Annotated in this window: 17 protein-coding genes and 1 tRNA gene; 12 read left to right on the top strand and 6 right to left on the bottom strand. The window is 34.9% G+C overall.

Annotation, left to right across the window (positions count from 1 at the left end; translation table 11 throughout):
- The first annotated feature begins 418 nt into the window (after window positions 1–418).
- From HHU12_RS03500 to HHU12_RS03510, 3 genes are read left to right on the top strand one after another with little or no spacing between them, the layout of a single operon-like run.
- The gene (locus HHU12_RS03500; protein WP_169655045.1) at window positions 419–1,573 is read left to right on the top strand and encodes an NAD(P) transhydrogenase subunit alpha; all 1,155 of its coding nucleotides are present in this window, start codon (window positions 419–421) and stop codon (window positions 1,571–1,573) included.
- 32 nt (window positions 1,574–1,605) lie between these two features.
- The gene (locus HHU12_RS03505; RefSeq protein WP_044204502.1) at window positions 1,606–1,926 is read left to right on the top strand and encodes an NAD(P) transhydrogenase subunit alpha; all 321 of its coding nucleotides are present in this window, start codon (window positions 1,606–1,608) and stop codon (window positions 1,924–1,926) included.
- Window positions 1,927–1,960: 34 nt separating this feature from the next.
- Window positions 1,961–3,349, top strand: coding sequence for an NAD(P)(+) transhydrogenase (Re/Si-specific) subunit beta (locus tag HHU12_RS03510; protein ID WP_169655047.1), 1,389 nt, complete (start codon window positions 1,961–1,963; stop codon window positions 3,347–3,349).
- A 237-nt stretch (window positions 3,350–3,586) separates the two neighbouring features.
- Here the strand turns inward: HHU12_RS03510 and HHU12_RS03515 are convergent, their stop codons facing one another.
- Window positions 3,587–5,362 carry a DUF4153 domain-containing protein gene (locus HHU12_RS03515; RefSeq protein WP_169655049.1) on the bottom strand — a complete coding sequence of 592 codons (1,776 nt, stop codon included), beginning with the start codon at window positions 5,360–5,362 and terminating at the stop codon, window positions 3,587–3,589.
- A gap of 104 nt (window positions 5,363–5,466) precedes the next feature.
- Window positions 5,467–5,542: transfer RNA gene (locus tag HHU12_RS03520), tRNA-Met, on the bottom strand.
- 87 nt (window positions 5,543–5,629) lie between these two features.
- Here HHU12_RS03520 and HHU12_RS03525 point away from each other — a divergent pair.
- The 7 genes from HHU12_RS03525 (at window position 5,630) to HHU12_RS03555 (ending at window position 14,956) form a co-directional block, all read left to right on the top strand.
- On the top strand, window positions 5,630–6,031 hold the full coding sequence (locus tag HHU12_RS03525) for a hypothetical protein (protein WP_169655051.1): 402 nt from the start codon (window positions 5,630–5,632) through the stop codon (window positions 6,029–6,031).
- A 48-nt stretch (window positions 6,032–6,079) separates the two neighbouring features.
- On the top strand, window positions 6,080–8,341 hold the full coding sequence (locus HHU12_RS03530) for a tetratricopeptide repeat protein (protein ID WP_169655052.1): 2,262 nt from the start codon (window positions 6,080–6,082) through the stop codon (window positions 8,339–8,341).
- Window positions 8,342–8,433: 92 nt separating this feature from the next.
- On the top strand, window positions 8,434–8,943 hold the full coding sequence (purE, locus tag HHU12_RS03535; RefSeq protein ID WP_169655083.1) for a 5-(carboxyamino)imidazole ribonucleotide mutase: 510 nt from the start codon (window positions 8,434–8,436) through the stop codon (window positions 8,941–8,943).
- A gap of 146 nt (window positions 8,944–9,089) precedes the next feature.
- Window positions 9,090–10,004, top strand: coding sequence for a helix-turn-helix domain-containing protein (locus tag HHU12_RS03540; protein ID WP_169655054.1), 915 nt, complete (start codon window positions 9,090–9,092; stop codon window positions 10,002–10,004).
- A gap of 611 nt (window positions 10,005–10,615) precedes the next feature.
- Window positions 10,616–11,431: an SDR family oxidoreductase gene (locus tag HHU12_RS03545; RefSeq protein WP_169655055.1), complete on the top strand. Its 816-nt coding sequence runs from the start codon at window positions 10,616–10,618 to the stop codon at window positions 11,429–11,431.
- Between the two features lie 296 nt (window positions 11,432–11,727).
- A complete protein-coding gene (gene dnaK, locus HHU12_RS03550) occupies window positions 11,728–13,647 on the top strand; it encodes a molecular chaperone DnaK (protein WP_169655057.1) in 1,920 nt (639 codons plus the stop codon).
- A gap of 166 nt (window positions 13,648–13,813) precedes the next feature.
- Entirely contained in the window at window positions 13,814–14,956 is a 1,143-nt protein-coding gene (locus HHU12_RS03555; protein ID WP_169655059.1) for a tetratricopeptide repeat protein, read from the top strand.
- 36 nt (window positions 14,957–14,992) lie between these two features.
- Here HHU12_RS03555 and ald read toward each other — a convergent pair whose 3' ends face one another.
- Window positions 14,993–16,117 carry an alanine dehydrogenase gene (gene ald, locus HHU12_RS03560; protein ID WP_169655061.1) on the bottom strand — a complete coding sequence of 375 codons (1,125 nt, stop codon included), beginning with the start codon at window positions 16,115–16,117 and terminating at the stop codon, window positions 14,993–14,995.
- A gap of 235 nt (window positions 16,118–16,352) precedes the next feature.
- On the bottom strand, window positions 16,353–17,333 hold the full coding sequence (locus HHU12_RS03565; protein ID WP_169655063.1) for a M23 family metallopeptidase: 981 nt from the start codon (window positions 17,331–17,333) through the stop codon (window positions 16,353–16,355).
- A gap of 733 nt (window positions 17,334–18,066) precedes the next feature.
- On the opposite strand from HHU12_RS03565, the gene HHU12_RS03570 reads away from it, so the two are divergent.
- Together HHU12_RS03570 and HHU12_RS03575 are read left to right on the top strand one after the other, a co-directional pair.
- A complete protein-coding gene (locus tag HHU12_RS03570) occupies window positions 18,067–19,575 on the top strand; it encodes a hypothetical protein (RefSeq protein ID WP_169655065.1) in 1,509 nt (502 codons plus the stop codon).
- A gap of 225 nt (window positions 19,576–19,800) precedes the next feature.
- Window positions 19,801–20,760 (top strand): energy transducer TonB, encoded by a 960-nt coding sequence (locus tag HHU12_RS03575; RefSeq protein WP_169655067.1) that lies wholly within the window; start codon window positions 19,801–19,803, stop codon window positions 20,758–20,760.
- Between the two features lie 107 nt (window positions 20,761–20,867).
- Here HHU12_RS03575 and HHU12_RS03580 read toward each other — a convergent pair whose 3' ends face one another.
- Both HHU12_RS03580 and HHU12_RS03585 read right to left on the bottom strand, forming a co-directional pair.
- Window positions 20,868–23,342 (bottom strand): leucine-rich repeat domain-containing protein, encoded by a 2,475-nt coding sequence (locus HHU12_RS03580; protein WP_169655069.1) that lies wholly within the window; start codon window positions 23,340–23,342, stop codon window positions 20,868–20,870.
- Window positions 23,343–23,604: 262 nt separating this feature from the next.
- Complete coding sequence (locus HHU12_RS03585; RefSeq protein WP_169655071.1) at window positions 23,605–24,324, bottom strand: hypothetical protein; 720 nt, start codon at window positions 24,322–24,324, stop codon at window positions 23,605–23,607.
- Window positions 24,325–24,976 lie beyond the last annotated feature (652 nt).

Genomic DNA, 24,976 nt, shown 5'->3' on the forward strand with positions numbered 1-24,976 from the left:
TTAGCTTCGATTAAAACATAAAATTGTACTTTTCTAATACTGATTTGTAACTGTTTAATTCACGTTTAATTTTATACCCATCTTCGATCTGAAAGAGATAGAAGTTAATTAACAATTGTTTTGTGTTATTTTAAACTTCGTGTTATATATCTGTATAGTTTATAACTGAATGCTTCCTTCTTGAATTTGCACTTTATCATGGTAAATAAAAGTGAATAAAAATAAGTGTATTTTTGAAACTTTTTTAATACAACCAAAGGATGATTATTGTTATTATAAAAAAACGATATTTTTATTGTATATTTGCTAAAACGTTCAGCTTAAAGTTGAATGTTTTATTAACAAACTAACTAACAAATGATAGGATAAGGTTATCCTATTGAATACGGAATATATTACTATTTAAAATCGCATAGGTATGCTATTTGGAATTTTAAAAGAACAAGATCAACGTGTGTCCGTTACTCCAGAATTAGCGAAGAAATTCATTTCTGAGGGGCATGAAGTTATTTACGAAAAAGGTGCTGGCGAAAGTGCTTTTATTAGCGACGAACTATACGAAGGTATCGGAGCAAAGTCAAAAAGTAGAGAAGAGGTATTAAGCTCATCTAATGTATTAATTACTTTAGATCCATTAAGCAAGGAAGATGTTGCGAAATTGGCTGAGGGAACTTTCTTATTCTCCTCTTTCCAACCTTTCCAAGACGCTTCAATCTGTGAAGTGTATGCTACAAAAGGGATCTCAGCTTTTAGCTTTGACATGATTCCAAGAACTACAATTGCTCAGTCAATGGACATTCTATCGTCTATGGCTTCAATCTCAGGTTATAAAGCAGTATTGAAAGCAACTGACTATTTGCCACGTTATATGCCAATGTTATCTACGGCGGCTGGTACAGTACCTCCATCTAAGGTGTTAGTAATGGGTGCAGGTGTAGCAGGGCTTCAAGCTATTGCAACAGCAAAACGTTTAGGTGCTCAAGTGGAAGCATTTGATACACGTGCCGCTGCAAAAGAAGAGGTAATGTCGTTAGGTGCTAAGTTTGTAGAAGTAGAAGGTGCTACTGATGACACAAACGCTGGTGGTTATGCTGTGGAGCAAACTGAAGAGTACAAGAAAAGACAGGCAGAGTTGATCGCTCAGAAAGTTGAAAAAGCAGACGTAGTAATTACAACTGCACAACTAAGAGGTAGACCAGCTCCAACACTTGTGACTGAAGAGGCTGTGAAGACAATGAAAGCAGGTTCTGTAATCGTTGACTTAGCATCATCAACAGGTGGTAACTGTGCTTTGACTAAAGATAAAGAAGTTGTAAGAGAGCACGGTGTGACAATCATCGGTAATTCTAATTTAGCTGCGGATATTAGTGAGCAAGCTTCTGTTTTATACAGTAAGAACATTCAGAACTACATGAAATTGTTCTTAACAAAAGAAGGTTTTGATTTCGACTTCAACGATGAGATCATTCTTCAAAGCTGTATCGTTTACAATGGAGACGTTATCTATGGAAACGAAGAAAAGCAAAAGCAATTAGTTCCTCCTGCGAAAGTAGAGGAAAGCGTAGAAGCGTAAGCTAAACTAACAACAAACAAGTCGATACTAATATGGAACAAATTATAAATTTCTTAGACGATAACACTTTAGCCATGTTATCGTTACTAGTACTTTCTTCATTTTTAGGAATGGAGATTATCGGAAAAGTACCAACAGTTTTACATACTCCTCTTATGTCAGGAGCTAACGCAATCTCAGGTGTCGTAGTAATCGGTGCGATTATTCTAATCAGAAGAGCTGATGCTACAGATTACTTAACATTAGTGCTTGGTTTTATCGGTATTGCCCTCGCAATGATCAACGTTGTAGGTGGTTTTGCTGTAACCAACAGAATGTTAGATATGTTCAAGAAAAAAGAACGTAAAAATTAATTACTTATTCACCTGAAATTAGATTCGTAAACAAATGGATTACTCGAATATAATCGACTTACTATACTTAGTAAGTATCATCGTATTTATTATTGGTTTAAAAGGTCTTTCGCATCCAGAATCTGCTCGTAAGGGTAACCAAGTAGCAGCTTTGGGTATGGGTATGGCCATCGTTATATCATTATTTGCTCCTGAAACAGGAGATAACAACTACTTATGGATCATTGGTGCAATGCTAGTAGGTGGTGGTATTGGTTTAACTTCTGCAAAGAAAGTAGCCATGACAAAAATGCCAGAGATGGTATCTTTATTCAACGGTTTAGGTGGTGCTTGTGCCATGTTGATCGGTATTGCTGAATTTGGAAACCTTCCTGCAGGAACTGACATGATGAGTGGTGCTGTTTTGACAAACATCTTCGCTATGTTCGTAGGTGCTGTATCATTAACAGGTTCGTTAGTAGCTTATGGTAAATTAAACGGTTCTTTAAGAGATAACTTTACTTTACCTGCTCCACAACTTATCAACATCACGTCGTTGATCGGTATCATTGCATTATCAGTAATGATCATGACGCAACCTGAGTTGAACATGGCATTAGTATATGCTTTACTTGGTTTATCATTATTCTACGGTATCGCTTTTGTAACGCCAATTGGTGGTGGTGACATGCCTGTAGTAATCTCATTACTAAACTCAGTAACGGGTATCGGTGCAACTGGTGCAGGTTTGATCTACGGTAACAACATTATGATCATCGGTGGTATCCTTGTAGGTGCTTCAGGTATCATCCTTACAGTAATGATGTGTGAGGCGATGAACAGATCGTTGATCAACGTATTAGTAGGTAACTTAGGAGCATCTGGCGGTGGTTCTGGATCAGATCGTGAAGAGATCGTGAAAGAAGTAAACGTTTCAGATTTAGCTATCCAATTAAAATATGCTGACAAAGTGACTATCGTACCAGGTTATGGTTTAGCGGTAGCTCAAGCACAACACATTTGCCACGAGATCGAAAATGCTTTAGAGGACGAAGGTGTTGAAGTAAGATATGCAATTCACCCAGTAGCAGGTCGTATGCCTGGTCACATGAACGTATTATTAGCAGAATCTGATGTGTCTTATGACAAATTATTAGAATTAGAGCCTGCTAACGATAGTTTCCCTTCTACTGACGTTGTACTTGTAATTGGTGCCAATGACGTAGTAAACCCATCTGCTAAAGATGATACTTCATCACCAATCTACGGTATGCCAATCCTTGATGTTGAAATGGCGAAAAACGTTGTTGTATTCAAGCGTGGTATGAGTACAGGTTATGCAGGTGTGCAAAACCCATTATTCTTCGGTGATAAAACGAAGATGTTATTCGGTGACGCGAAAGCTTCATTGGGTAAATTAAAAGACGAAATAGCTAACGCTTAATTCCGAGCGATTTTTATATTAGTAATAGCTCTATTGGGATTTTCTCAATAGAGCTTTTATTTTTCAATTGTTTACTTTTCACCTATGTTGTTGCACATTTAAAATTGGGATAAGTTGGATAACTATTTTCTAGCTTAATCAAGTCAGAATAGAAGAGCATAGCACTAACCGTGTGATGATATTCTAAACACCAATTAGACTGAAAATTAAAATCCAAAACTTCCAATTTTAAATTGTTCAACGGCTTGTATTAAAATACAGATCGAAGGAAATGTTATCGGTCTTGACTAGTTCTTCAGTTTTAAATCCTGAAAATCGCTTAATATAAATTCTATAACTACCATTTTTCAAGCCTTTGTGATTAAAGTACCCATTTTCAAAAGCAGTATATGGAATATTAAAGGAATCCTGATTGATGGTTAGAATACCAATGTCTTTTGTTTTATTCGTCAATTGAAATGAAACTGTAATATCAGAGTTGTTGAAGTGGTATGTCTTGATCTCACTATCATTTGATAGGCTCCCTATACGCATGCTGATCGATGTAGAATATTGATAGCCTTTGATATCATACAGCAAATCATACCTTTCAACAAAATCAATAGGCGTGTAACTTTCTACACTTTCCTCCTTTGAATGAGCATAGTATTTCTTCAGCTTCATCTCCTCTAATATTGCTTCTTTCTTTTTCCACCTTGAATCTTCCTCTTTCACTATTTCATCAAGATTTATATCCTTTAAAAGAGGTTGTAAAGTATTGTAGCCATGATGTTCTATAAGATAAACTACAATAGAGCGTATGTTCTCATAATCTTCATTTACTTTGAAATCACTTTTTACCCATTGTCCTTCGGTATTGATCCATTCATTTTTTTCTCCCAATTCATATAGTCTATTGTATTGACTTTTCTTACTGATATTAAATGCGGATAAAGGCCCAAAAGTAGAAGTGAAAGTAAGTACTGCGAGTGCAATTGGAATCACTTTTATATTATTTTGTCCTTTGATCAAAAAGTAGATGGCAACGAAGAAGAGCCAGGTGCCTATCATGATCAAATAATATCTGAATTCTGTAATTCCGTATTCAGAAATACGTCTGTAAATAGCAGAGCAAAAAAGTAAAATGACAGGGAATAATGCATAATAAAAGCCTTTACTAAACAAGGAAATCCATTTCAATCCTTTATCATTCCGAATAGGATATATAATTAAAAGGGCACTGATACCCAAAAAGGAGAAACCAATAGATAAGTAAGAAACCCAACCCTTAGGCCAGTTTTGTGCTAAAATTATTTTAAAGCCATAAGTATAAAGTATGACTAAATAAATGCAGACCAGTGGGAGTAAAATAAATTGTACAAGGTTTTTAAGTAAAAGGGGGTATTCTTTGTCTTCTGTAGATACATCAAAAGAATCTACTTTGCTAGTGAAAAATAAGGTATTGAGAAATGCGAAATTAAAGACGCTGAGTTTGAGGTAGGTGTTTTCTTTGATGTTGATATCAAATAAAACCTCTATTGCAAGCAAGGCCAAAGAGATACCAATATTGATAATCACACTATAAAATAAGCACTCAATAAAAGTGCTGATAATATTTTTTGCATTGAACCAGTAATTAAGATTGTTACTTTCCCTAACACTGATTCCAATAAAGGGTAATAACAACGAAAATACAGTAAGGAGGGCACCTCTTGAAAAATGAATATAAGATAATTCATCAGGTAAGCTCATCACATAAAAACAGAGTAACAGCAACCCGGCAATTCTTATCGCATAAGCCTTCAGATTTGAAAGTTTTAATTTTTGGCTTAGGAAGGTAATAGCTATAAATGTTGGGATGCCTATTTGAGTACCATGAAGCCCTCTTACCATCCAAATGTTTTTAGTATTGTCAGAATCTATAGTGAAAAATAAAAGGAATGTAAGCAGTATGGCAGATAAAATTGTAAAAGGAAAGGTCTTTATGCTCTTTAAAAAAGCGTTGAAGAGGTACTCTATTGAAGGTAATTTCATTTTTAATGAGTTTATATGAAGTTAGTCCTTGTAAGATAGTATTTTATTTAGATATTGGGGCTGTAAATGAAAAAAGGTTACCTCAAAAATGAGATAACCTTACTTGGTAGCGGGGACCAGACTCGAACTGATGACCTTCGGGTTATGAGCCCGACGAGCTACCAACTGCTCCACCCCGCACTGTTTTTCTTAAATGCTGTGCAAAAGTAGGGAAATATTTTTAATAAAAAAATATTATTGCCAACTTTATTACAAATAAATGAAAATATGATGAATTTTAGATTAATAGAGTACTCTTTTTTGTCTATCTTTATAGTGATAATAGCTTCTGCCTGTCAGAGTGTACAATCCAAAGAAAAATTTGATGATGAACTTCTGAATCATTGGTATCATTTATCAGAAGAAGATAGTCAAGATACGCTCGTTTTTGTACATCATCAAGAATTGAAGGCGGTTCGAGGTGGTAGAATTCACTTTGAATTGTTCAAAGATGAAACGATGACTTGGGGAGAAGCATTGAGCAATGACCAACCTGTTGTTATAAAGGGAAATTGGAAGTGTGATTCGAATAAAAATACATTAACTTTTACTTTAGATAATCTTACTAAACATTTTTTGATTATCTCTTTAAAAAATAATAAGTTAAAGCTTAAACAAATTAGCAGTTAATGCGTAAAGTAAAATAGGGATGATAATTACTTAGTTCTATCAAGATTAATGAAATTAAAAAACAACTTACTAATCAGTCTGTCGGCGTTAGTGTTTTCAGGAGCAATTTATATTAGTTGCAACCAAGCTGACAAGAAAGAAACAAAAGTAGTGACTACTGCTGAGGTGTCTAATCCTCATGCTGACTTAAATTTACAATATCCTGATTCAATTTTTGTAGGAACGGAAACTTGTCGTTCATGTCATGAAGAGGAATACCATAAATGGAAAGGTTCTGATCATGATAACTCCATGAAAATAGCGACTGACGAAACGGTTTTGGGTGACTTTAATAATGTCACTTTTAAAGAGAATAACGTCGTAAGTAAATTTTTCAAAAAAGGAGATAAGTTTTATGTCAATACACAAGGTCCTGATGGTGCTAATCATGACTATGAAGTAAAATATACATTTGGTATTCGTCCACTACAAAACTACATGGTGGAAATGGAAAAAGGAAAAATTCAAGTGATTAGAGAAACTTGGGATTCCGAAAAAAATGTATGGTTTAACCAGCATGATGATATGGACGATATACAGCATTATGAGTGGTTACACTGGTCTCATGGTGGAGGGAACTGGAACACAATGTGTGCAGATTGTCATTCGACGAACGTCAGAAAAAATTATGACTTTGAGAAAGATGAGTTTGACACGAGGTGGTCAGAGATCAATGTGGGTTGTGAATCTTGTCACGGTCCGGGTAAAGAACACGTAGAATTTGCCAATTCTGAAGAGTTTGAAGAGAAAAAAGATTTTGTTGAAGGATTATACATTCAGCAGTTCAGAACTTCAGATGACCAAAAAACATTAATTGAGTCATGTGCTCCTTGTCATTCAAGAAGATCACAATTAGTACAGAATTTCAAATATGGTCAAACGTTTTATGATCAGTTTGCTCCAGAAATTCTTAGAGAGAACATGTATTATCATGATGGACAGATTTTGAATGAGGTTTACGTTTATGGTTCATTTATCCAAAGTAAAATGTATCATGAAGGCGTAAAATGTACAGACTGTCATGATGCACATAAAGCGGAATTGAAATTTAAAGACTTGAATAAAGTTTGTGCTCAATGTCACGAACCTCAAGAATATGAAGTGAAGTCACATACATTGCATGATACGGGTAAAGACGTGAGATGTGTGGATTGTCACATGGTCGGAGAGGTATATATGGGTAATGACTACCGTAGAGATCATAGTTTCAGAATCCCAAGACCTGATTTGAGTTTAAAATATGAAGGAACACCAAATGCTTGTAACCAATGTCATACGGACAAGTCAACGAAGTGGGCTGTGGCGAACTTCGAAAAAATGTGGGGAGAACCACATCATGATTGGAGGGATACATTAGCATTGGGTAGAAGTTACTCAGAAGAATATGTTTCTGAGTTGAAGCAAATGGTAGAAGATCAAAAAGCACCATTTATTGCGAGAGCTACTGCTGTTTATTATTTGGCTAGAACTCCAGGTAATGAGTCATTAGAAGCAATCATTAATGGATTGAAAGATCCTGAACCTTTAGTTCGATTTACTTCAGTTCAGAACCTGTCTCAATTGAATTTAGATCAAAGAGTCTCTTACTTGAGTCCTTATTTGAAAGACCCTGTAAGATCAGTGAGAATTGCAGCGGCAATTGCTTTAGGTGATGCTCCAGAAAGTCGTTTTAAAGGAAAGTGGAAAGAAGCCTTTGACGTAGCTACTGCTGAAATGAAGACCTACTTCCTTCAGGCAAAAGACTTCAGAGAAGGACCATTTGGTGAAGGACAATATCATGAAAGAAGAAAAGATTATACAAAAGCCATTGCTTCTTATAAGAAGTCATTGGAGTTTGATACTTTAATGAATGAGGCTAGATTTAGTTTGGCAAGAGTTTATTCTATTCAAGGTAGAGCAAAAGAAGCGGAACAAGCACTTGATAACGCGATCCTGACAGACCCTAATTCTGCAGAAGCTTATTATTCGAAAGGATTGCTTTACGCGGAGATGAAAGACTGGCCGAAAGCAGCAGAATCTTTAGGAAAAGCAGCAGAATTGAATCCTCAAAACTCAAGAGCATTCTATAATTGGGGCTTAGTATTACAGCAATTAGGTAAAGTACAAGAAGCTGAAAAAACGTATTTGAAAGGTCTTAGTTTCACAAAACAAGATCCATCATTGCGTTATGCCTTGGCTGCTTTGTATGAGCAGACAGGTCAGAAGCAGAAGGCTCAATTGTATTGGAAATGGTTGAAAGCCAACTATCCAAATGACCCGAGGTTTAATTAAAAAATAAATAAAATATTGAAAGGGCTTTGTAGGACAACTGCAAAGCCCTTATTTTTGCCACAATTTTAAAAATCAAGTTATTTACAAACACCATTACCATGAAAGTAGGGATCATTATGGGGAGTCAATCTGACCTTAAAGTAATGTCAGAAGCAGCTCAAGTTTTAGAAGAGTTAGGCGTTGAATACGAATTGACAATTGTCTCAGCCCATAGAACACCGGAAAGAATGTTTGAGTATGCAACTTCTGCAAAAGAAAGAGGTTTAGCAGCGATTGTAGCTGGAGCAGGCGGAGCAGCTCACTTACCAGGTATGGTGGCGTCTATGACTTCATTGCCAGTAATTGGTGTTCCAGTAAAGTCAAGAAACTCAATCGATGGATGGGATTCTATCCTTTCTATCTTACAGATGCCTTCAGGTGTTCCAGTAGCTACAGTTGCTTTAGATGGTGCTAAAAATGCAGGTATTTTAGCTGCTAAAATTGTTGGGGCAACAGATGAGAAGGTATCTCAAAATATTGAAAACTTCATGAAAGAGATGAAAGATAAAGTCTTGACATCTGCTTCTGAGGTTGAAACTCAAGGATGGAGAAATAAAATCTAGTTCCTTTTATTCTTGATTGAAAGGTCTGTATTTTTTGAAAGTACAGGCCTTTTTTATTGCATTGAAGACATCCGTGTGATAGAATCAGCGATTTGTGTTATACTTATAGGCTAATAATCAATACTTTTGATAAAAAGAATAATGTTATGAGTCAGAATATATTTCACGCAAAATCACTGGATCAGTTAGCCGAGCATTTTGGGCTTAAAAATTCCAAACACCCATTAATCTGTATTATGAATACGGAGGATATTGCTTATGGTGAGGAATATATAGGAATGAAATATTCTGCAGACATGTATTGTATTGCATTGAAGGATAAAAGTTGCGGTTTAGATTATGGTCGTAATCATTATGATTTTAACGAAGGAGTATTAATTTTTACTGCACCAGAGCAAGTCCTTTCAGTGAGAAAAGCACAGCAATTAGGAGAAGTGAAAGGGTGGATGATGTATTTTCATTCTGATTTAATTAGAAATACCTCATTAGGTCAGAAAATAGATGATTACAGCTTTTTCAATTATGAAGTTCATGAAGCACTTCACTTGTCTCAACAAGAACAAGATACGCTGACTCAGATTGTGAATCTCATCAGGGAGGAAATTGAAGAGCGAATAGATAATCATACACAGCAGGTTTTAGTTTCTAATATAGAATTGCTATTAAACTATAGTTTAAGATTTTACCAAAGACAATTCAACACCCGATCTGCACAGAACACTGATATTGTGTCTAAAGTGGAAGTATTGTTGAAAGATTATTATAAAAACAATGAATTAGTGGAGTCAGGCCAGCCTACAATTCAATATTTGGCAGACCAATGCAATATATCAGCAAGTTACTTAAGTGATTTATTAGCTAAAGAAACAGGACGCTCTGCTAAAGATCATATCAATGATTTTATCATCGACAAGGCAAAAAATATGCTTTTGAACTCTTCTGATTCTATCAGCGGTATAGCTTATACATTAGGTTTTAATTACCCGCATTATTTCGGAAGATTATTCAAACAGAAAACAGGAAAGACACCCCAGCAATATCGATCAACCATCGCAAATTGAATAATTCATATATAAGTACTAGGACAAAAGTAAACGGACATTTTATCTTATCTTTTTTATCCTACTCTTCGTTAGATTTTTATCACGTAACTAAGGCTATGCTCTGCAAATCTGCCTTGATTAGAATAAAAAATAACAAGCTAAAATTATCCCTTTTCTTATGTCCTAGTACTTATCTATGTTTAGAAGGTTATTTTCTCAATAGAGGAGGTAACCTTTTTCTTTTTTCCATATAAAATGCTTTTCAGCGATTCGTGTTTTTATTGCCGTGATATGTGTTAAAGTGTAGAAGAAGTTATTGTCATATTTGTAATGTGATCAACGTTTAATGGTTTGATAATGAAGTGGAAGTCATTAAACAAACGATCTGGAAATAGGTTTGTAAAAGAGGATAAATCTACTGAAGTCAAATTAATTATTAAACACATTTAAGTGCTAATCCGAAAATAAATGATAATTAATTCTTCATTATTTTTTTTGAGTACAACGCTAAAAAACGTGTGAATAGTGGTTCTATTTAAAGTTTTTTTGAAGGCAGTAATCAGAAAAAATAATATGAATTAGTGTTATTTATTTTTGACTTAGTACTTGCAACCCCAAAAAGAATTCAAATGAAAAAGACAGTATTCATCACAGGAGCAAGTAGCGGTATTGGTAAAGAAACGGCCAAACTATTCCATAGTAAAGGATGGAACGTTATTGCTACCATGAGAACTCCTGAGAAAGAAGAGGAACTAACGCAATTAGAAGGTGTCAAAGTAGAAAAACTAGATGTATTGGACCTATCATCTATTGAGAATGCAATACAAGAAGGGATTAATCATTTTGGTAAAATTGATGTTCTATTAAACAATGCAGGCTATGGAGCATACGGTCCGTTAGAAGCATTTCCAAGGGAAAATATCGTAAGGCAATTCAATACCAATGTGATTGGTTTGTTGGATGTAACAAGAGCTGTTTTACCTCATTTCAGAGGAAATAAAGAAGGTATTATTATTAATATATCTTCTATTGGAGGAAAAATGACCTTCCCGTTAGGCAGCTTGTATCATGGAACCAAGTTCGCGGTAGAAGGAATTTCTGAAGCGTTGAGTTTTGAACTGGGTGAAATTGGCATCAAAGTTAAAATTGTAGAGCCAGGTGCCATAGCCACTGATTTTGGAGGAAGATCATTTGATTTTCAAACAGCAGAAGGATTAGAAGAATATCAGCCTACAATTAAATCATTGATGGACGGTTGGGGGGAAGCTGTAAAACAAGCCTCGCCAGCTTCGGTAGTAGCAGATGTGATTTATACAGCAACTACTGATGGCAGTGATCAGTTGCGTTATAGAGCAGGAGAAGATGCTCATTTCTTATTGGACAACAGAAAGAAAATGTCTGATGATGAATTTATAGGTATGATTAAACAGCAGTTTATGAGTTAATTTCAATTCAATCAGGGAAATAACAGCACAATATTCAAAAGGGTATTGTGCTTTTTTATAGACCTTTGGCACAGTCGAAATGAGATTTTCAGCAGAAATACTGTTTATTTTGACAGTATTCGTCATAAAAAATCTACTTTTCATTATTTTTTGTCAGACCAATTTCCGTGAATTCTGTCAAAATGTCCGCAAAATTCAATTGGCATATACATTGTCTAATAGAAAATGTCTTTGTTGAAAAACAGGGCATTAAAAATTGAATTAAGAAATAAAGATATAAAATTTAAATACAGATCATGGGAAAAATCATTGGTATTGATTTAGGAACAACAAACTCATGTGTTTCCGTAATGGAAGGTAACGAGCCAGTTGTTATTGAAAACGCAGAAGGTAAAAGAACGACTCCTTCTATCGTAGCATTTTTACAAGACGGCGAGCGTAAGGTAGGTGACCCAGCGAAACGTCAAGCAATTACAAACCCGAAAAACACTATTGCATCTGTGAAGCGTTTCATGGGTAAGCAATATTCTGATGCAGGTAACGAGATCTCTCAAATGGCGTATGACGTTGTTGAAGGTCCTAACAATACACCAAGAGTAAAAATTGGTGACAAATTATATACTCCACAAGAAATTTCAGCAATTACACTTCAAAAAATGAAGAAAACTGCTGAGGATTACTTAGGAACTGAAGTAGCTGAGGCAGTAATTACAGTACCAGCTTACTTCAACGACGCAGAGCGTCAAGCAACTAAAGAAGCAGGTGAAATTGCAGGTTTAAAAGTTTCTCGTATCGTAAACGAGCCAACTGCTGCAGCATTAGCTTACGGTTTAGATAAAGCAAATCAAGATAAGAAAATCGCAGTATTTGACCTTGGTGGTGGTACTTTCGATATTTCAATCTTAGAATTAGGTGATGGTGTATTTGAAGTATTATCAACTAACGGTGATACTCACCTTGGTGGTGATGACTTCGATAAAGTAATCATCGACTGGTTAGCGGAAGAATTTATGAAAGATCACCCAACAATCGATCTTCGTAAAGACCCAATGGCATTACAACGTTTGAAAGAAGCAGCTGAAAAAGCAAAAATCGAGCTTTCTGCAGGTGCTAAAACTGACATCAACTTGCCATACATCACTCCAGTAGACGGTGTACCTCAACACTTAATGAAAGAATTATCTCGTTCTGATTTCGAACGTTTAGCTGATTCTTTAGTACAAAGATCATTAGAGCCTTGTCGTAAAGCATTACAAGATGCTGACTTATCTACTTCAGATATCGACGAAGTAATCTTAGTAGGTGGTTCTACTCGTATCCCTAAAGTACAAGAGGAAGTTGAGAAATTCTTCGGTAAAAAACCTTCTAAAGGTGTTAACCCTGATGAGGTTGTTGCTATTGGTGCAGCTATCCAAGGTGGTGTATTAACAGGTGAAGTTAAAGACGTTCTTTTATTAGACGTAACTCCACTTTCTTTAGGTATCGAAACTATGGGTGGTGTGATGACTAAATTAATCGAGTCTAACACAACAATCCCTACTAAAAAGTCTCAAGTATTCTCTACAGCTGCAGACAACCAACCTTCAGTAGAAATTCACGTTTTACAAGGTGAGCGTCCAGTAGCTAGCGGTAACAAGACTTTAGGTCGTTTCCACTTGAACGATATTCCTCCAGCACCAAGAGGTGTACCTCAAATCGAAGTAACATTTGATATTGATGCGAACGGTATCGTGAACGTTTCAGCGAAAGATAAAGCAACTGGTAAAGAGCAGTCAATCAAAATTGAGGCTTCTTCAGGTTTAACTGAGGAGGAAATCCAAAAGATGAAAGACGAAGCAGCTGCTAACGCTGATGCAGATAAGGCTACTAAAGAGCGTGCTGAGAAATTAAACGAAGCGGACTCAATGGTATTCCAATCTGAGAAGCAATTAAAAGAGTATGGCGACAAGCTTTCTGAAGGTAACAAAACTGCTATCGAGGCAGCATTGAAAGACTTGAAAGAAGCTCACGCTGCTCAAGACCTTGACAAGATCCAACCTGCTTTAGATGCATTGAATGCAGCATGGCAAGCGGCTTCTCAAGAGATGTACCAAGCTACAGGTGGTGACGCTGCAGGTGCGGCTGGTGCTGATCCTAACGCTGCTCAAGGTGGTGCGCAACAAGGTGGTAACGACGCTGATGACGTTACTGACGTTGACTTCGAAGAAGTAAAATAATTAACATAGCAGTTGAATAATTGCTTCAACGTTAGTTAGTATTTAAAATATAAAGAGGTTTTCTTCACAAAAGTGAATGAAGACCTCTTTTTTTTATACTTATATAGTATATTCTCACCTTACTTTTTACCTTTACTTTATACATAACATTAGTATCAAAAGTTGAATGCACAATATTTTTAGAAAATACCTCTTATTTTTTTCTATTACTTTGTTAGGAGTTTATGCCAATGGGCAGTCTCTTAAATCAGAGTTGGAATTGGCCATTACAATCGACAGTGCGATCTATCATAGAGATGGAAGTATTGTGGATCAATGGATCAATTATGAGGTTTTCACTCAAAGAGTATTCAAAAGTTTGCATAGAAGGTCTACTGATTGGAAAGATTATTCTGAGTTATTCAAACAGGATTTAAGGTTGGGAGAATTGCTCGTAGAACAAATTGGTACAGATGGTGAGTTATCTTTTGTGAAGGTATTAGAAGACACAGAAGGTAATGTGAACTTGCTTTACAGAGATTTGAAAGGAGATGGCTGGCTGGATTACAACGAAATGTTGTTAGTCAAAAATCATCAGAACCAGTGGAATATTGTAGATATTTATTTTTATTCTGGAGGAGGTTATTTCTCGGATATTATAGCGGCAATATTAGCCAAGGATGATCCCGACTTGGTACAGAATGCATCCTATCGAAATTCATTATTAAAAGTAATTGACCTTTTTGGTTACAATCAAGATGGTCTGTATGGAAGTACAATCTCAGCTTATGATTCCCTTTCACCTTTTTTCCAAAAACAGAAAAATACACAACTAGCATTAATACAAGCTCATGCATTTCAGGGGAATATTTCAGAAATGGAAACCCTTAAAAATGCTTATTTACAACAATATCCTGATGATAAAAGTATACGCTTGGTATTGATGGATATTTATGGCTCACTGGATAATTATGAGATGGCTAAAGTGATGTTAGATGAACTGTCTCAATTAGTTGGAGGAGATGATTATTTGTCATTGCGCGAAGCGGAAATTCTGCTTGCCTGGAACAAATCAGCCAAAGCCAAGAAGGTGTTGAAAAAAGTCATTAAGTCAGAAAACTTTGTTACAGATGCACGTCTTTTATTAGTAGATGCTTATTATTCAGAAGAGAACTATAAAGGTATGCTAGACGAGACCATCAAAGTATCAGATGTAGTAGGAGTGCCTATTGAAGAAATATTGCCTAAAGAAACTTACGGACAATTCTATAGTTCTTCTTCCTGGCAGAAATGGAAGAAACAAAATAAAAAAGGTCATGATTTGAAATAAAATCATGACCTTTTTGTTTGTTGGTACTGTACTGTCTTAAGCTTTCGCTAAAAGAAAGTCCTCAACGTTTTTATATTCAAGACCGAATGCATCAGCAACAGCTTTGTACACTACATCGCCACCAATGATGTTCAAACCTTTCTTTAACTCTTCGTTATCACGGCAAGCCGCTTCCCATCCTTTATCAGCCAATTGAATAGCATAAGGAAGTGTAGCATTTGTCAATGCAAGTGTAGAAGTATAAGGAACTGCACCTGGCATGTTCGCTACGCAATAATGCATTACGCCATCTACTTCAAATACTGGCTCAGCGTGAGTTGTTGGTTTTGTAGTTTCAAAACATCCACCTTGATCAACTGCAACGTCAACAAGTACTGCACCGTCTCTCATTGAGCTTAACATGTCTTTTGTGATCAAGTGAGGAGCTTTTGCACCTGGAATCAATACCGCACCTACTACCATATCAGCATCTTTGATTTCTTCACGGATATTGTGCTCAGAAGAAACCATAGTTTTCACGTTTGCTGGCATGATGTCGTCCAACTGACGTAAACGGTAAAGGTCAATGTCCATAATAGTAACATCAGCACCCATACCTGCAGCAATCTTAGTAGCTTGAGTACCCACGATACCACCACCGATTACAATAACTTTAGCTGGTTTCACACCTGGAACGCCACCAAGTAAAATACCTCTGCCACCCATTGGTTTTTCAAGGTATTTAGCACCTTCCTGAGTTGCCATTCTACCAGCAACCTCTGACATTGGAATCAATAAAGGTAAGCTTCTGTCCGCTCTTTCCACTGTTTCGTAAGCCAAACAAACAGGCTTTTGCTCAATCATAGCACGTGTCAACGGCTCATAAGAAGCAAAGTGGAAATACGTGAATAATAGTTGATCTTTTTTGATTAGAGAGTATTCTGCTTCAATTGGCTCTTTTACTTTCATAATCATTTCAGCAATTGCATAAGTTTCCTCGATAGTAGGAAGCAATTGAGCACCTGCAGCTGCATATTCTTCATCAGAAAATCCACTGCCAATACCTGCTGTAGATTGAACATAAACGGTGTGTCCTCTTTTGATAAGCTCTTTAGCTCCACCTGGAGTTAAAGCAACACGGTTTTCATTGTTCTTAATTTCCTTTGGAACGCCTATAATCATGTCTAAAATGTGTTATATGAGTTACGTATGTGTTATAAAAAATAGGTTTCCTCTACAATGAGGAATGGAAGTTATGTGTGCTGCAATATATAAACGGAAATTTAGTTAATTAATATTTTTAAAATTTTTTTTCGTTTTTAGGGCTAAAATGTATGAATTCTTCCGATTTGACATAAAAAAATCCCCATATACAGAATAAAAAGTATATGGGGATCACTATTATGATGTGTGTAATCTAGTATCCTAATGATTGGTTTTCAACCGATGCTTTTTCTAATAATGTAGCATATTGATCTGCTGTAACATCTTTAGAGAAGTAGCGGATAGGGTTGACCTTTCTTTTCTTATGGATCACTTCATAGTGTAAGTGAGGAGCAGTTGAAGAACCTGTACTACCTACTTCACCGATTTTTTGACCTCTGTTCACTTTCTGTCCTTTCTTCACATAGAACTTAGACATGTGAGCATATTTAGTAATATATCCAAAACCATGGTCCACTTCAATTTCCCATCCATAACCACGGTTTGATTTTCTTGCTTTGATCACTTTACCATCTCCAGTAGCATAAATTGCTGTGCCTTTTGGAGCGGAGAAGTCAATACCAGCATGCATTTTCTTCACTTTCAGAATGGGGTGGATTCTCATACCAAAACCTGAAGCCAATCTCTTTAAATCTTTGTTGTCTACAGGCTGAATAGCAGGAATTGCCGCCAGCATTTCTGATTTATTCAGTGCCAAGTCAACAATTTCATCGTAAGACTTTGTCTGAATATACATTTGTCGTTTCAGGTTATCAATTTTTGAAAGTGTCCCCAAAATCATATCCTCTCTAGATAACTTCTTATCTAAAAGGTCTTGATATTTTTGGCTACCACCAGTACCTGCATGACGGATTTCATTTGGAATAGGCTCAGCTTCAAAAATTACACGATAGATTTTATCGTCTCGGTCTTGAAGAGAAACTAAAACATTTTTTACGTCATCTACTTCTTTCTGAAGCAGTTTGTGTGAATAGAGTAAATCTGCATTTTCCTTCTGCAAACGAGCTTCCTTTGCCGAAGGGAAATATTTTATATATATAGCCGAAAAGAAAAAGCCGAATAAAGAGCAAGCAAACAACAACCCCATGATATTGATAAACATATCAAAGGGAGATGTTCTAATGCGCTCATAACGACAGGTTTCCGTATCGTAATAATATTTAATTTTTGCCATATTTCAATTGTGAAGACCGAAGCCTTCGATATTTGAGTTTCAAATATACAAAAAAAAACTTACATGGTTTTTTACACTTTTTTAGGGTGTGTATTGAGAACGTTAAAACAGCTTTTGTATTGTATAAGTTCTAGGACAAAAGTAAACGAGTGTTCCGTGCACCATAGTTAAAACTATGGGCAGGTGATACAATAATCTAATCAAGACTAAAGTCTTGAAGATTGATAACGTAAGCAGTACTTTAGTGTTGGTGGAGTCAGTATCACCTGCCCATGACTGAAGTCATGGTGCACGTAATTATTGTTCCATTTCTTTATTCAAAGTACTTATACCTATAAAACAAACGTCAATAGTGAACAGTTCGCTTTAATCTGATTGTTATTCGTAATTAGAGAAGAATTTAATAGCCTAATTTGAATAAAATATAGGCTTATTCTTAGATTAACAATGTATTGTATCGATTTTGTTTGTTTCGTAATACAGTCAAATTAATTTTGAGACCGGAAACAAAAACCATCATTATTTATCAATAATGAGTACGGTTATTTAAATATAATTTCAACATTATTAGTGGTTCCAAACTTGAACTAATTATTTAGCAGACTAGAAATTAAATAAAAAAACAGTTGGTGTTTTGTATTAAAAGTAAAGCAAACTTTTTGGTCCTATAAAACTAATTTATCAAAAGTGCGGCCCATTTCTAATGGCATTTTAACGTAAACTAATTATAACAATGAAAACTATTATTTTTTCATTCTTTTTATCATGCTTAATTTTTACTTTTTCAAACGTATCTCACGCACAATTTAAACTTCCTAAACTCCCCAAGGAAGTGAAACAGGCACAGAATGAGGTAAAGAAAGCAAAGAATGAAGTCAATCAAGTAAAGAAAACTGTTGATTCTACCTTGAATACTGGCGGTAGTAAAAGTTCTGGAACGAAGAAAAGCACAAGCTCATCGTCTTCAACAGCATCAAAATCTTCTTCCTCTTCCTCAAGTTCAAAAAGTGATAATGTTTTATGTGATAGAGCGATTAATGGTATGGAAAATACTGAGGCGAAAATCATGGAACTTATGGCAAACCGCGAATGGGAAGGTTATAAAAGTAAGTTGTATAATTATAACTATCACTTAAAAAATTGCAGGAAGAATGAGTGTGATGATCTTGACAAGTATGAAAAAAGATATGTTGAGCTTGATAGTATTATTCAAGTGTATTTACATGAATTACAGTGCGAAAAATGGGTTAATGGAATTATCGAGGAAAATAAAGAAAATCAGGAGTACTTTGATAAAGGGTTAGTGGATAAAGTTTCTTCAGGGACGTGGATGTTTGATAAAATTAAGAAGTTGGAAGAAGCAGACTGTGGTGTAGATTGTACTTTATATAAAGAACAAGCTGAAAAGTGGAGCGACATTAGATCCAAATATTATTTTCAGGAGAATAAAGAAGAACTCTTCAAAAAGGCATTGCATGCTAAGAACTATATGGAAGAGATAAACAAAACTTTTGAGAGAGGTTTAGATCCGAAGGTTGATACTTTTACTGTAAAACAGGCAACTGAAGCATTAAAACTTGATGTGATAAAATTGTTAGTAGAAAATGGAGTAGCCTTAAATTTTGAAGAGGGGACAGCATTTGATTATGTAGGATATAGTTCCAACGATGAAGAGCACTATGCTGTTTTATTGTATTTAAAAGAAAAAGGAGCGAAGATAGAAAATTCTGATGGAGAAAAGCTGGCCTTCTCTTCAGTAAGACATGCTGATTTGAATTTATTTAAAGCAGTAGAAAAGTATCATAAATTTACTTGGCAACAATATGAGAAATTTTACAATAGATGTAAAGGTACTAAGTTGTTTAATAAAGATATTGCCACATACATTGGAGGTGTATTGAAAACTAAAAATGTTGGAAATAACTGGAATGATTACTATGAAGGGATAAAAGATGCAGCATTAGAGGCTAAAATGCGTGCTCTGTTTGATAAAGAAGGGTATAATTATAAAGTTGTCGACCTTAAGATTGGGAGTGACCGTTGGGTTATTGAAAGAAATGAATTAACGGGTATTGTTGTAGGTAAATATCTAGTAACGTTTATCTATTTAATAGATGCAAAGGGTGTGTGTGGTGTCAAGAAAATTATCTTTTATAGGTCTTATAATGGAAACTCATATGAGCCTATGCATGTTGGTGCTCGCAAGGCATTCACATTAGTAAATTGTAGTAATGTGAACTAGGGAAAATATAATATCATCCAATTTTTATTTGAAAGGGATCAAGCCAAAACTTGATCCTTTTTTTAATATCAAAAAATATTGACTCTTCATTACTTACTCAAGCGGTACAAATACCATAAATCTAAAGGGAGTAATGAAATTTGTATGTCATAAAATTTGGTGAAGTATGCTTGTAAACCTACCTTAATTGATAGAATACTTATCTAACTATTAAAATCATTAATTATGAAACAAGGGTGGTTGACATTGCTTTTGACATTTTATACCATTTTGTCATTTGCTCAAACTAAGATTTTTTTGGACAGTGAATTGAAAGAGGCTAAACCAGAACAGGAGGCAGACTATTTTATAATTTCAAAAAAAGGAAAGAAGGTAAAGGACGGTTTTCAGCATACCATTCACTTTTTGAGTGGAGAAGTGTATGTCATTTATAACACTAGCAAGCCAAATTTCAAAGCGCCCAAAGAAGGTGCTTTTGTGACTTATTTTAAAAATGGAAATAAGAAGTTAGAAGGAGAGTACCGTCAGCGTTTACAGATAGGTGTTTGGAAGTTATATCATGAGAATGGACAAGCCAATTTGGAATATGAGATAAAAAATAAGGAAATACTACTATTGAACGGCTGGGATGAACTCGGAAAGCAAACTTTAAAAGGAGGTAATGGATATATAAAATATATAACGAATAAATCAGATAACTTGGGACTGACTTACGGCAAAGCATTAATCACCGTAGAAGGTAAGGTGAAAAACAAGCAGAGAGATCAGTTTTGGGAAGGCAAATACATTTCTTCCGGGAAAAAATACTTTGAAGAAACCTATAAAAATGGAAAACTGAAGAAGGGTGTGAGTTGGGACAAGCATCAAAATCAGTTCTCTTATACTAAGTCAAATGTATCGGCTACTTATCCTGGAGGCAATGAACAGCTATACAAGCATTTGGGTAAAGCAATTCGATATCCTCAAGAAGCAAAAGCGAATGGAGAAAGAGGTAAGGTTCATGTACAGTTTGTTGTTTTGCAGACCGGCAAAGTTTCAAATTTAAAGATCGTAAAAGGAGTGTCAGAATCCATCAATGAAGAAGTACTTAGAGTAATGGCATTGTTGCCTGATTGGGAAGCGGCACAATTAAAAGGTAAGCCTATAAAGCAGAGAATGAGATTACCTGTCACTTTTGACTTTTAAGTTCGTGTAAAATAGATTGAGGTGATAAAATCGACCTATTCAATTGAAATATGGACGGCTTTATCACCTCTTTTGGTATAGAAGGAAAGTCATTTTTGTGCTAAAACTTAATATTCAGCGATATGCTCAAAGTTTTTACCACCTTTATACTTTATATTCATTATATCATCATAGTTTAGAGAAATCATTTTTCCACGCAGGTCTTCACTTTGAATTCTATTGTAACTAACATCTAGTTCACGCAGTTGAGGAAGACTGAATAATTCCTGAGGCAAGAAGACAAGGTTATTGTGAGATAGATCCAGATATTTAAGCGTTTTTAAACGTTTAATTTTTTCATCTATGTTGAAAACTTTTCCATGGCTAAGATTACAATATTCGAGATTTCTCATTCTTTCTAACCCAGAAAGGGATTCAATCTGATGGTTGGTGATTTCTAATTTTGAAACGCTGCTGCGTAAAATTGATTCAGGAATTCTTTTCCACCTTACACCTTCTAATGAAAGGTGAGACAATGTCATACGGGAAGGAAAATAGTTGAAATTATACCCCTTTGTTATTCGAATTTCTTGCAATCGTTTTAAACCGACCAATGATTCGGGAAGTCCTTTTAAACTTTCACAGCCGATCAGCAGAAGGTTTTGCAGGTTTTTTAATTTCCATGTGGAATGCGGAAGTTCAGTAAGTCTTTTACAAGAAATAAAAGCAAGTTCTTCAAGTTTTTGCAACTCTTTTATATTATCAGGAAAAGTTCTCGGAGTGCATTCCTTCAGGTGTAAGTCGAATAGACTTTTGATCTTATGAATGTTTTCATAGCTCCCGAGTTTTGCTTCTAGCCATTGAAGTTCCCTAAAAGATGAGCCTACATCAGCGGGTAGTTTTTTTAGGTAGCCAATACTCAAGTACTCTAATGATTTATAGAAATAGAGAACTTTTGGAAAGTGATTGATATTGGAACCTATAAGTGTAATTTTTTTAATCGGTAAGTCCTTCATTGAATTGGGCAACGTTCTTACAGAAGTATAGGATAAATCAAGATCGCTTAACTTTTTGAGGCCTGATATGAAATCAGGAATTCTTTTGAGAGGATTCTTATAGAAAGACATTGAAGACAACTCTTTAAAACCGGCTACAAACGAAGGTATTTCTTCAATATTTCCCTCCATGAATGCGAGGTCCTTCATATTTTTGAATGCCTTCAACTCTTCAGGTACTTTACTGATTGTATCAGAATGAAAAGTTACTCCATAAACATGATGGTTTTCAAAATCTATTGCTATTTGAGTCTTTGGACCATATTTTATATAAAGGTTTTCAATAGCTTTCCTCTCATTGTAAAACTCAATGTCGTCGCCTAAAGTAAGGTATGTTTTAGGATAGTCTTCATATGGGTTTCCTTCTAAGTGAATACTTTCATCTTCTAGTTTTAGACAGTTGTAAAGTGCTATATTCTTGATGATAATTTGATTGTGATCAAAGTTTACATACTCTAAATCTTTTAACTGCCCTATTTCATCAGGAATACTTTCTATGAGGCCATTCGATAAGGTCAAGTATTTTAAAGTATACATTGCTTCGATTCCTGAAATATCTCTGATCTGATGATGTGTGATTTTTAAATTGATAACATTGCTATTGAAAATGCCTGCAGGAATACTAGTCCAATTCACATGATTTGCTTCAATTTTCCCCACCTTCATATTATCTGGAATGTTAGATAAGCGATGACATTGGTCTAGCTTTAATAGACCCAACTTTAGCTTTGCCGTACGTTCAGGAAGACTTTTCAGGTTGGTGCATTTGGTGATGAGTAACTGCTCAAGAGATGCGAGTTCACCTACAGTATTTGGCAATGTTTCAAGGTGAGGACAATTATCAATGCTTAGTACCTTTAACTTTTTAAGCTTGAAAATATTATCAGGAAGGATTTTACCTTGATAATTATACAAGTGGAGTTGCTGAAGTTCAGAGAAGTCACTAATATCTTTTTGTCCCTGATAGTTTAAGGATAGCAACTGAAGTGAATTAAAATAATTCAATACAGTCGGATATTCAGCAATGTTGGTGTTTTCCAAACAAATTTTCTTTAAAGGCAGTGTTTTTAATTCTTGAGGAAGCTTGTCAATAGGATTGTCATTCACATATAAACTTTCAATTTTATCGCAAAGTGCCAGGTAATCTGGAATCTCTTTCAGCTGATTATTGTCAATGTGAAGTACCTTTAAGTTTTTGAAATTAGTAATAGCGTAAGGGATGTTTTTGATGGCGTTATTACTGATATAAAGCTTTTCAAGTTTATGAAAATTAAAAATCTGCTCAGGAATCTCTGTTAATGTAGAATCACCCACTAGAACAATAGAAACGACATTCTCTTTTTCCTCATCAAATGAATATCTGAAGCTATATCCAAACTGATCATCTAATTCATGGAGTATTGACAGCTCAAATTCATTCTCGAATTCCTTATCTTTTTCGCAAGAATTATAAAGCGCGATTGGACCTAATAGGATACCAAAAATTAAAAATTTTGTAGTAATTATTTCTAGTATTTTTTTCCCTAATGTTCTAAAAGAAATGTTCATGTTTGCTTTTTGATGTTAGTTTGATGTAGTATTGATGATAATTATATTGAAGAAATAGTTTTATCAAGAACTACAAAAAATGTTAGATTTAGTGAGGCGTAAATATACAATAGAAGGAGATATATGCGGTAATAATAAATGATATTTTGAGTCCTTTTTCAATAGTGGAATTAAGAGAGTTTTTTGCCTTAGTACTTACAATAAAATAAAACCGACCCCTTTAGTAAAAAAGAAGTCGGTTTTGATTGAAGATATATCAAAATTATTGATCGCAGAGTTGATCATATACGTAGACATGTTCAGCGAAATCCTTCCATTGGAATTTATCTCCGGCGTAATATTTACCAAAAACATCAGTACATTTCGTGAAAATCACTTTCTGTCCCTCCTTTTTGTATTTTTTCTTTTCGATTAAAACGGCTCTATTCGAACCAGTATCGGTAACCAGGTATGACTTGTCAATACCACCTGTAAGTTTAACACCACCAACTCCCAAGCCACCTGTTTGCTTAGCATTCGGATCCTTATAAACTTTTACAACATGATCGAATCCCGGGTTTAAAAGTTGCATCAGTACAAATTTGTTCTTCTTGCCGGGAAGTAAAGCTTGTTCAAAATAAACATACTCTTGATCTACTACATCTTCAAAGTTTCTACCTGCTAACTCCTTAATAGATCCAGCAGTCATTGATTGTTCGAATTTGAAAACTTCTTTAGGCCTAACAGCAAGTTGCTTTATATCAGCAGCTTTAAATTTTAATTTAGTTCCATCAGCAGTCTTGATAGAAACGGATTTTAAAATGTTGTTGGTGAGGGACGCGGCTGTAATTTTTCCCGTGACTTTTGAACCGTCATTTTTGATTACATAAGTTTCTTTTGATTGTACCATACCATTTACTGAAAGTGCAGGTACAAAAGATTGTGCAAAGCTCAACGTTGTAAATAACAACGCGGCTAATAACATTAAACTACCTTTTTTCATTAGAATAGATTATTAAAATCATTTAGTGTATTTAATGTTACGAGTTGAAATTAGCTAAAGTTTAAGGCATTTGACGGTGGTTTGTTTTTAAATCTTAACAGCAAAATCAGCCGCATAACAAAGCTTAAAATTGTCTTGAAATACGAAATTTATTATAAGTGATTTACGTTTTCTTCCACAACTTCAAGTCTTACGTAATAGTGAGATTTATGCTTGAAAGCTGTAAAACGTCAGGAGACCCTTAGAGGCCAAATATTTCTTTAAGAATAGAAGAACGATTTGTACTTAGAAGTCTAAGATTTCGGGGTTTGTTAACATCAATGGAGAGGGTATGTTGTAAATTTATAATCAAAAGTTTTATATCTTTGAAAAGGCAATTGCTCTACAAATTTAAAAATCCAAAACTGAACAACTAAGACATATTAATAGGGTATAACAATACTTACTTTGATGTTTGGGGATGAAACTCTCTAAGTTTTATCACAATTTGACGATAGAATTTTTTCGCTTGAATAGTTCTAACAACAGAGGATGATTATACCTGCTTATTTATCTAATTTATGTAATGAAAATGAAAAATCGTAACTACTCACCGACATTAAATTAGACAAAAAGTAAGTCAGCGATAATTTAAATTTAATAAAATCTTCAT

It is taken from the genome of Flammeovirga aprica JL-4, assembly GCF_012844305.1.
Classification (GTDB): domain Bacteria; phylum Bacteroidota; class Bacteroidia; order Cytophagales; family Flammeovirgaceae; genus Flammeovirga; species Flammeovirga aprica.

Excerpts from the sequence above, each read along its gene's own strand:
- HHU12_RS03565 (WP_169655063.1), bottom strand. The coding sequence starts at position 17,333 with ATGGCAAAAATTAAATATTATTACGATACGGAAACCTGTCGTTATGAG.
- dnaK (WP_169655057.1), top strand. The coding sequence starts at position 11,728 with ATGGGAAAAATCATTGGTATTGATTTAGGAACAACAAACTCATGTGTT.
- HHU12_RS03515 (WP_169655049.1), bottom strand. The coding sequence starts at position 5,362 with ATGAAATTACCTTCAATAGAGTACCTCTTCAACGCTTTTTTAAAGAGC.
- HHU12_RS03525 (WP_169655051.1), top strand. The coding sequence starts at position 5,630 with ATGATGAATTTTAGATTAATAGAGTACTCTTTTTTGTCTATCTTTATA.
- ald (WP_169655061.1), bottom strand. The coding sequence starts at position 16,117 with ATGATTATAGGCGTTCCAAAGGAAATTAAGAACAATGAAAACCGTGTT.
- HHU12_RS03530 (WP_169655052.1), top strand. The coding sequence starts at position 6,080 with ATGAAATTAAAAAACAACTTACTAATCAGTCTGTCGGCGTTAGTGTTT.
- HHU12_RS03570 (WP_169655065.1), top strand. The coding sequence starts at position 18,067 with ATGAAAACTATTATTTTTTCATTCTTTTTATCATGCTTAATTTTTACT.
- HHU12_RS03575 (WP_169655067.1), top strand. The coding sequence starts at position 19,801 with ATGAAACAAGGGTGGTTGACATTGCTTTTGACATTTTATACCATTTTG.
- HHU12_RS03505 (WP_044204502.1), top strand. The coding sequence starts at position 1,606 with ATGGAACAAATTATAAATTTCTTAGACGATAACACTTTAGCCATGTTA.
- HHU12_RS03500 (WP_169655045.1), top strand. The coding sequence starts at position 419 with ATGCTATTTGGAATTTTAAAAGAACAAGATCAACGTGTGTCCGTTACT.
- HHU12_RS03510 (WP_169655047.1), top strand. The coding sequence starts at position 1,961 with ATGGATTACTCGAATATAATCGACTTACTATACTTAGTAAGTATCATC.
- HHU12_RS03540 (WP_169655054.1), top strand. The coding sequence starts at position 9,090 with ATGAGTCAGAATATATTTCACGCAAAATCACTGGATCAGTTAGCCGAG.
- HHU12_RS03585 (WP_169655071.1), bottom strand. The coding sequence starts at position 24,324 with ATGAAAAAAGGTAGTTTAATGTTATTAGCCGCGTTGTTATTTACAACG.
- HHU12_RS03545 (WP_169655055.1), top strand. The coding sequence starts at position 10,616 with ATGAAAAAGACAGTATTCATCACAGGAGCAAGTAGCGGTATTGGTAAA.
- HHU12_RS03580 (WP_169655069.1), bottom strand. The coding sequence starts at position 23,342 with ATGAACATTTCTTTTAGAACATTAGGGAAAAAAATACTAGAAATAATT.
- HHU12_RS03555 (WP_169655059.1), top strand. The coding sequence starts at position 13,814 with ATGCACAATATTTTTAGAAAATACCTCTTATTTTTTTCTATTACTTTG.